Source organism: Streptomyces sp. NPDC056948, assembly GCF_042674225.1.
Classification (GTDB): Bacteria; Actinomycetota; Actinomycetes; order Streptomycetales; family Streptomycetaceae; genus Streptomyces; species Streptomyces purpurascens.
On record NZ_JBHUQX010000435.1, the window covers coordinates 1 to 7,541 of the forward strand.

Genomic DNA, 7,541 nt, shown 5'->3' on the forward strand with positions numbered 1-7,541 from the left:
CCTCAACTGGCAGGGCATGCGCGCCTTCACCGAGAAACTGGGTGCCGCGCCGAGCGACGTTCCCCTGACGTACGTCGTGGCCACCGAAGATCCGGCCCTTCCGCCCGCCGTCCAGGAGCAGTGGGCCGCCCGCGCGGCGCACAGCGTTCGTGTCCCGTCCGGGCACTCCCCGCACCTGTCCCATGTCGACGAGGTCGCCGGCGCCCTCGCCGCAGCGGTCGCACGGGCCGCCGCCACCGGCAGGTGATCTCGGACGGCCCGGTTGGCCGGCTCCGGCGTTCTCGGTCGCCGGGGCCGGCCTCTTCTCATGTCGCCGACAGGGCGGTGAGGACGAACGTGAAGTCGGCGGGCCGGACTTCGAGCCGGTACCGAGGCAGCACACCCGGTCCGACGGCCCCGGATCCGACCCCTTGCACGGCGTGGTCGGTGTGCCGATGCCCCGGTCGAACCGGGTCGAGGGCGATCAGCCCCGCCGAGGCGTCGGCGGCCAAGCGGCCGGCGTCCAGGCCGGCGCGGATCGTGTCGCCGCAGGACGACGGCAACGCGATCTGCCCCCAGGCCACCTGATGACCCTCGGGAGCCCACGCTGCGGACTTCGCCGGCTCCGCCCGCACCGTCAGCAGGCGCTCACCCGCCTCGCCGGTGGCGGCCGTGAGGGGCGGAAGCGTGATTTCGGCCCGCTCCCCGGCGCCGAGTTCCGACGTGGACAGGGCCCCCTCGTCGACCAGGACGCCGTCCCGGGGGAGCGACCAGGCGAACCGGAGGCGCGACAGATCGACGAGGTCGTAGCGGTTGTGCACGGCGATCCGGCCGGAGGCGCCGCCCGGGCCGATGACGACGGGCTCGATGACCTTCTGGTACTCCACGAGGCCCGGTGACGGTGTTCCGTCGGGGAGTACCAGGCCGTCGCAGATGAAGTTGCCGTCGTGCAGCGGGCGAACTCGGTGTAGACGAACGGCATGCGGTTGCGCGGCTCGTCCGCCGGATCACCCTCGCCGTCGGTCGACGCGTAGAACATCTCGCCCGGTCGCAAGCGGCCCTGCCCGATCCGGCTCACGGCGGCCTGCGTGCGGTACATCCTCCTGCTCTCTCGGCGGGTTGGGAGGCACTCGGGGATCTCCGCTCGGCCGGTGGGTCGACCGGCGTTCGGCCGGCGCTTGCGCAAGATGACGAATCTGTGCCGGGCGCTTGACGGCCGACATATGACTGCGTAGACATGGCAGCGCAGTCAGACGGATGCCGACCAACGCCGGTCACGATCATCTGGAGACACCATGAGGCGGGGCGCAAGGCGGAGTGGGAGTTCCGGCGCACCACGCAGTGTGGATGTCGCCCAGTTGGCGGGCGTCTCACAGAAGACCGTGTCCCGGGTCTACAACGACGAGCCGTACGTCTCCGCCGAAGTGCGCCGACGCGTTCTGGAAGCCGGCGAGCAACTCGGCTACCGACTGAACAACGCGGCGCGGGCGCTGGCCTCCGGACGCACACGGTCCATCGGTGTGGTGACGCTGGGAACCGCCTTGTACGGACCCGCCTCACTGATCATGGGCGTCGAACGCGCCGTGCGGGACACCGGGTACGCCCTCCGCGTGGTCAACACCCTGGAAGGCGACCCGACGGGCGTCGCCGGTGCCGTCGACTCACTTCTCGAGCAGGGCGTCGACGGCATCGTCATCTCCGAGCCGATCGACGACGGGCACGGCGAACACCTCGCCGCCCGCGTCGACGTACCGGTACTCGTCCTCGGTTCGCCGCCCCTGTCCGCGCCCAAGACGCTGGCAGCGGGTGTCGGCGCCGATCTGATGGCACGCGCGGCAACCGAGTATCTACTGGAACTGGGGCACGACACCGTCCACCACCTCGCCGGTCCGCAGCGGTGGTACGCCGCCCGGGACCGGCTGGAGGGCTGGCGGTCGACTCTCGCCGCACACGGCCGGTCGATACCCCCTGTCGTCGAGGGCGACTGGTCGGCCTCGACCGGCTACACGGCAGGTCGCGAACTGGCCTCCGACGGCGACATGACCGCGGTGTTCGCTGCCAACGACGACATGGCGATCGGTCTCGTCCGCGCGCTGACGGAAGCCGGTCGACGGGTGCCGGAGGACGTCAGCGTCGTAGGCTTCGACGACATCCCTGTCGCCGCCTATGTGACTCCTCCTCTCACCACGATGCGCCAGCCCTTCGATGCCGTGGCACAGGAGGGGATCAAACGCCTCGTGCACTCCATCGAGAACCCGGACGGGCCACCCCTGGCGGCCAGTGAACCACCCGTCGACCTCGTGGTCCGCGCCTCGACCGGGCCCCCGCCGCCCACCCGGACGACCCCGGGCCGGGGCCGGGCCCTGGCCTCTCCTCCGAGTGCGGGCCGGCCCGGTCCGCCCCTGGACGGTGGCGCGTCCACGTACGGCTGATCAACACCGACCGGGCCGAGGAACAGCTTTCCTCGCCGGGCAGGCAATCGTGCTCTCGCCCGGACGCCGGCCGCCTGGATGGCTCCGGACACGCGTGGCGGGTGGCGGGAGCTCCCCGAATCCGTGACCGCGACGACGGGCACGAGCGGCGACCTCGTACCGGCCGGTGCCGCGTTGGAGCTGGGCCCCTGGGACGTACGTGTTCTCGTCTCCGCCGACACGGATGTGGACCCCGGAGCAGTGGTCATCCCCAGAAGGAGGAACTATGCACAGAAGAAGCGTAGGGAAGGCGCTGGGAACCTTCGTCGCGGCGTCCGCGATGCTGGCCATCCCCGCGTCCGGTGCGCAGGCGTACAACCCGACGGGCGGAATCCTGTACCAGCTCGGCAGCGACCCGTGCCTGAAGGGCCGGGGCAACTGCGCCGTGTACCCGAAGTCGGCCCAACTGCCCGGCGGGCGGCTCGTCGCGTCGTTCGAGAAGTCCACCGTCGTACCGAAGTCGGGCAGCGCCGACGGGCAGACCCTGCCCGTCTACAAGAGCGACGACCACGGCACCAGCTGGCAGCCCCTGTCCGAGGTCAAGGCACCGGCATACCTCTCCAAGGACCCCAAGTACGCCAAGTACACGAGCAACTGGACCAACCCGTACCTCTATGTGCTCCCGCAGAGCGTCGGCGGGCTCAAGTCCGGCACGCTGCTTCTGGCGAGTGTCGTCTCCGGTGACGACCACTACTACAAGGAGCACAAGGCGGCCGACCCCGGCTGGACGCCGAACAACGACGGCGACCGCAGCGACCTGGCCATCGCCCTGTACTCCAGCACCGATCAGGGCAGCAGCTGGAAGGTCGTCAACGTCGTCTCGACCGCCGGCTGGCAGGGCGGCAGCGCGGGCGCGGTCGGGCAGAACATCGCGGCCGCCAACAAGCACCAGCAGGTGGACCCGCTCTGGGAGCCCTACCTCATGGTCCACCAGGGCAAGTTGGTCTGCTACTACTCCGACGAGAACGACTACACCGGCTTCGACCCGGTCACCGGCGTCCCGAAGAAGGATCCCGCCAACGACACCGCGACCGACTCACACGGCCAGATCCTCGTCCACCGCACCTGGGACGGCAAGAGCACCAAGTGGAGCGACCCCGTCGTCGACATCTCCGGATCCGTCCAGGACATGGGCGGCGGCAAGACCGAGATCGGCGGCGGCAGGCCGGGCATGACCAACATCGTCCGCACCACGGACGGCAAGTGGCTGCTCACCTTCGAGTACTGGGGCGGCGGGGCCAACACCCGGTACGCGATCGCCGACGACCCGTTGAAGTTCTACCGCGGCACCCAGACCGGCATGTCCGTCGGCTCACTGCCGGTCGTCGCCGGTTCCCGTCCGCTCGCGGGCGGCGGCAGCCCGGTTCTGATCCGGCTGCCCGACGGTCGACTGGTGTACAACGCGGCGAACAGCGGCGACGTCTGGGTCAACGAGAGCGGCCGCAGCGACGGCGTGTGGACGGAGTACCAGACGACCTCGCCGGCCGGCTACAGCCGCAACCTCCAGTACGTCGACGGCACCGGCCGCATCGTGATCCTCAACAACCAGGGCACGTCCACGATCGCCCACGCCGAGGTCGACCTCGGCGACTCGGACGGCACCTACTACCGGCTGGTGAACCGCAAGACCGGCCAGGTGATAGGCACCGGCAACAAGACCAACGACGCCAACCTCGGTAACGGGGACGTGCCCGACGTGGTCCTGGAAGACGCCGGAGCGGCGGCGAACAAGGACACCCAGTACTGGCATGTCGTGACCGAACCGATGGGCGGCACCACGCTGCTGAACAAGTCGGGAGGGCGCTCGGCGGCCATCTGGACGGGCAACGCCACGGCCGGCCAGCGGATCGGCCAGTGGGTCGACAACAGTGCGTCGGGCAGCTGGAACCTCGTCAAGACCTCGGACGGCTACTACCGGATCCAGGCAGTCACGAACACCGCCCTCTATCTGACCGGCGCGTCCACCGGGGCACCGCTGACCCTCCAGAACACTGCCGCCGACGACTCACAGGACTGGAAGCTCGTCCGCTAGTGCTGTGACCGGCAACGTTTGCCGGGTTGCTCGTTGTGCTGGTTGGAGGTGGCGGCATCTCCGACCAGCGTGGCAGCGGCTGCTGGGTCATTCCTCAGGACTGTGGAGGCACCGCCACCGACGCCGGTCCTACGGCGCGTTGCGGTACCGGGCGCGGAACGCGGAGCGCGATGGTCGTGGTCGGCCGTGGAGGCTGCCGCTGGCGGACCGTGTGCTGCTGGTCGCTCGGTGTGTCGAAGTCCGTGGCCAGTCGCGTCGTTGACCACCTCGGCCCGAAGCTCGCGCTCGAGCCGCGCAAGCGTTTCGCGAAGGACGCGGTGCTGATCGTGGACGGCACCCTGGTACCCACCCGCGATCGCAGCGTTGCCGAGCAGTCCAAGAACTATCGGTACTCCACCGCCCACCAGGTCGTCATCGACGCTGACACCCGTGTGGTCGTGGTAGTCGGTCGGCCCGTGCCCGGCAACCAACATGACTCACGTGGCTGGGAGGAGTCCGGACGCCGTCGGCCACACCATGACCATTGCCGACGGCGGCTACCAGGGCGCTCGGCAGCCCAAGCCATGTGATGCGGGGATGGATCGTGGAGCGCTGCAGCGAGTGCGGGCGGCGGCGGGATGCTGGGGCCCCGGCAGCCGAGTCCTGGAACGTACGACGCCTGAACTGGATCGGCCGGTCTCAGGAAGAGATCGTCCAGGCGCGTCGGGACTGGATTGGCTCGGATGGTGGGGGACTCGCAGCGGGGTACTGTCGCCCGCCCGTCGACTGCTCTAAGGGGTGGTTGCCGGCAGGTCCCGTGGCGGCCGGACGCGAGCACGGGAGGCCTGGGCGGCGTGCCCTGTGCTAACGTTGGGCGTTTGCCGCGTCGCTGTGTCGGTGCTCCGTTTCGGTGCCTCTGGCTGGTGGCCGCGTTCCTACCGCGCCTTCCTCGGTACGGTCCCTTCGGAGGAAGGCTCTCTGTGAGCGAATCAGCACGTGCCGATGCCCGGCAGCAGGACGATGTGTCCGAGGCGTCGGGCGCCACTTCGGCAGTGCCCACGGCGGCGTCCTTCGCGTCGCTGGGTCTGCCGGCCGAGGTTCTGCGGGCGCTCGATGAGCACGGTGTGACTGTGCCCTCCCCCATCCAGGCGGCGGCGCTGCCGAACGCGCTCGCGGGACGGGACGTCCTGGGCCGGGGCCGCACAGGATCCGGCAAGACGCTCGCCTTCGGCCTGGGGATGCTCGCCCGGACGGCCGGGCGGCGCGCGCAGTCGAAGGAGCCGCTGGCGCTCGTTCTGGTGCCCACCAGGGAGCTGGCGCAGCAGGTCGGTGAGGCGCTCACCCCGTACGCCGAGGCGCTGCGGCTGCGGCTCGCGACCGTGGTGGGCGGAGTGTCCATCGGACGGCAGGCCGCCGAGCTGCGGGACGGCGCCGAGATCGTCGTCGCCACGCCAGGTCGGCTGCACGACCTCATCGAGCGCAAGGGCTGCCGACTGGGACGGGTGCGCATCGCGGTCCTGGACGAGGCCGACCAGATGTGTGACATGGGGTTCCTGCCGCAGGTCACCGAGATCCTGGACCAGGTTCGTCCCGACGGGCAGCGGATGCTGTTCTCCGCCACCCTCGACGGCGACGTCGACCAGCTCGTGCAGCGCTACCTGCGCGACCCCGCCGTCCACTCCGTGGACCCCTCGTCCAGCGCGGTCTCCGCGATCGAGCACCACGTCTTCGTCGTGCACGGCCCGGACCGGTACGCCGTGACCACGGAGATCGCCGCTCGGGACGGCCGCGTCCTGCTGTTCCTGGACACCAAGCACGGTGTCGACCAGCTCACGCGGCATCTGCGGGCCAGCGGCGTGGCCGCCGCCGCCCTGCACAGCGGAAAGTCCCAGCCGCAGCGCACCCGGACCCTGGCCCAGTTCAAGAGCGGGCAGGTCAACGCGCTGGTGGCGACGAACGTCGCGGCACGCGGCCTGCACGTCGACGACCTCGACCTCGTGGTCAACGTCGACCCGGCCACCGACCCGAAGGACTATCTGCACCGCGCGGGCCGCACGGCCCGGGCCGGCCGCTCCGGCACCGTCGTGACACTCGTCCTGTCGGGACAGCGACGCGAGACGAGCCAGGTCATGGCGGACGCCGACGTCGCCCCCAGGGTCACCAAAGTGCGGTCCGGCGAGGCGGAGCTGAGCCGGATCACCGGCGCCAAGGCCCCCTCCGGAAAGCTTCTCGACGGCGGGCCGGCCGTACCGCGCCCCAAGAACCACAATGCCCCCTTCCGCGGCCTGGGCAGCACCAAGGACGCGAAGAGTGGCTCCGGAGGCAGGTCGTCCCGCAAGAGCAGCGAGGCCAGCAAGCTCGCGGAGGCCCGCAGGGCGGCCCGGGTGCGGCGCGGCGGCTGAGACCGGCTTCCCGGAATGCCGGGCGGTGTCTTCGTCTGCGCCGCCGGACGGAGACGCGGGACCGGAGACCGGCCGGGGTGCGCCGGCCGGCGGCCCACCGCCTTCTTACGCCCAGCCCTGGGGCGCGTCATCCGCCCGCGGCGTCCTCGGCCTCCCAGCGCGCCTCCCAGCGCAGCAGGTCGCCGGGCCGGCACTCGAGCACCTCGCAGAGCGCGGCGAGCGTCGCGAAGCGCACCGCCTTGGCGCGGCCGTTCTCGAGCGCCTGGTCGGCATCACGTCGATGTCGACGGCGATCGGCATCAGATCACCTCGTCCAGCGCGGCCTGCATCTGCGCCGCTTCGACGTCGCGCGCGACGGCCTGGGCGAGGAGCATCCGCAGCACGAGCACGATGAGCGCGACCCCCAGGATGGCCACGCCAACACCGCCCATGATGACGGTGACGCCCGGGTCGTCCCGCTGGCCCGGCGCATTGAGGATCGTGACCGCGAACCACACGAGGGCAGCCGCCACGATCGCGCCGATCACGACGTCCACGTACCGGAAGGCGGCGTGGGAGAACACGGTTCCGCGTCGCACCATCGTCACCAGTCGCCAGACGCAGACCAGGGCGACCTGGACCGACACCATGCCCAGGATCGTGATCACGCGCAGCGGGGTCAGTGGGAGCGACCCGTCC

At 70.7% G+C, this 7,541-nt stretch carries 6 protein-coding genes and 2 pseudogenes; 5 read left to right on the forward strand and 3 right to left on the reverse strand.

Translation table 11 applies throughout. The annotated features are described in order from the left end of the window. Positions 1-247 (forward strand): alpha/beta fold hydrolase (locus tag ACFTZL_RS37330; RefSeq protein WP_382592566.1); only part of this gene is annotated, 247 nt, incomplete at its 5' end. Between the two features lie 58 nt (positions 248-305). On the opposite strand, the gene ACFTZL_RS37335 is transcribed toward ACFTZL_RS37330, so the two are convergent. Then, a complete protein-coding gene (locus ACFTZL_RS37335) occupies positions 306-866 on the reverse strand; it encodes a beta-galactosidase domain 4-containing protein (protein ID WP_382592569.1) in 561 nt (186 codons plus the stop codon). A gap of 456 nt (positions 867-1,322) precedes the next feature. Between ACFTZL_RS37335 and ACFTZL_RS37340 the strand changes: the two genes are divergently transcribed. The 4 genes and pseudogenes from ACFTZL_RS37340 (at position 1,323) to ACFTZL_RS37355 (ending at position 6,863) form a co-directional block, all read left to right on the forward strand. Beyond that, entirely contained in the window at positions 1,323-2,411 is a 1,089-nt protein-coding gene (locus ACFTZL_RS37340; protein WP_382592572.1) for a LacI family DNA-binding transcriptional regulator, read from the forward strand. A gap of 265 nt (positions 2,412-2,676) precedes the next feature. Beyond that, the gene (locus ACFTZL_RS37345; protein ID WP_382592575.1) at positions 2,677-4,482 is read left to right on the forward strand and encodes an RICIN domain-containing protein; all 1,806 of its coding nucleotides are present in this window, start codon (positions 2,677-2,679) and stop codon (positions 4,480-4,482) included. Positions 4,483-4,582: 100 nt separating this feature from the next. Continuing rightward, positions 4,583-5,028: pseudogene (locus tag ACFTZL_RS37350) on the forward strand (transposase); the annotation flags it as partial. A gap of 413 nt (positions 5,029-5,441) precedes the next feature. Next, positions 5,442-6,863, forward strand: coding sequence for a DEAD/DEAH box helicase (locus ACFTZL_RS37355; protein ID WP_382592579.1), 1,422 nt, complete (start codon positions 5,442-5,444; stop codon positions 6,861-6,863). Positions 6,864-6,990: 127 nt separating this feature from the next. Here ACFTZL_RS37355 and ACFTZL_RS37360 read toward each other — a convergent pair. Together ACFTZL_RS37360 and ACFTZL_RS37365 are read right to left on the reverse strand one after the other, a co-directional pair. Next, positions 6,991-7,122, reverse strand: a pseudogene (locus ACFTZL_RS37360) (helix-turn-helix domain-containing protein); the annotation flags it as partial. A gap of 40 nt (positions 7,123-7,162) precedes the next feature. Further along, a partial coding sequence (locus ACFTZL_RS37365) for a DUF2975 domain-containing protein (RefSeq protein ID WP_382592582.1) occupies positions 7,163-7,541 on the reverse strand: 379 nt, incomplete at its 5' end.

Coding starts and splice junctions, on each gene's coding strand:
- ACFTZL_RS37345 (WP_382592575.1), top strand. CDS start 2,677: ATGCACAGAAGAAGCGTAGGGAAGGCGCTGGGAACCTTCGTCGCGGCG.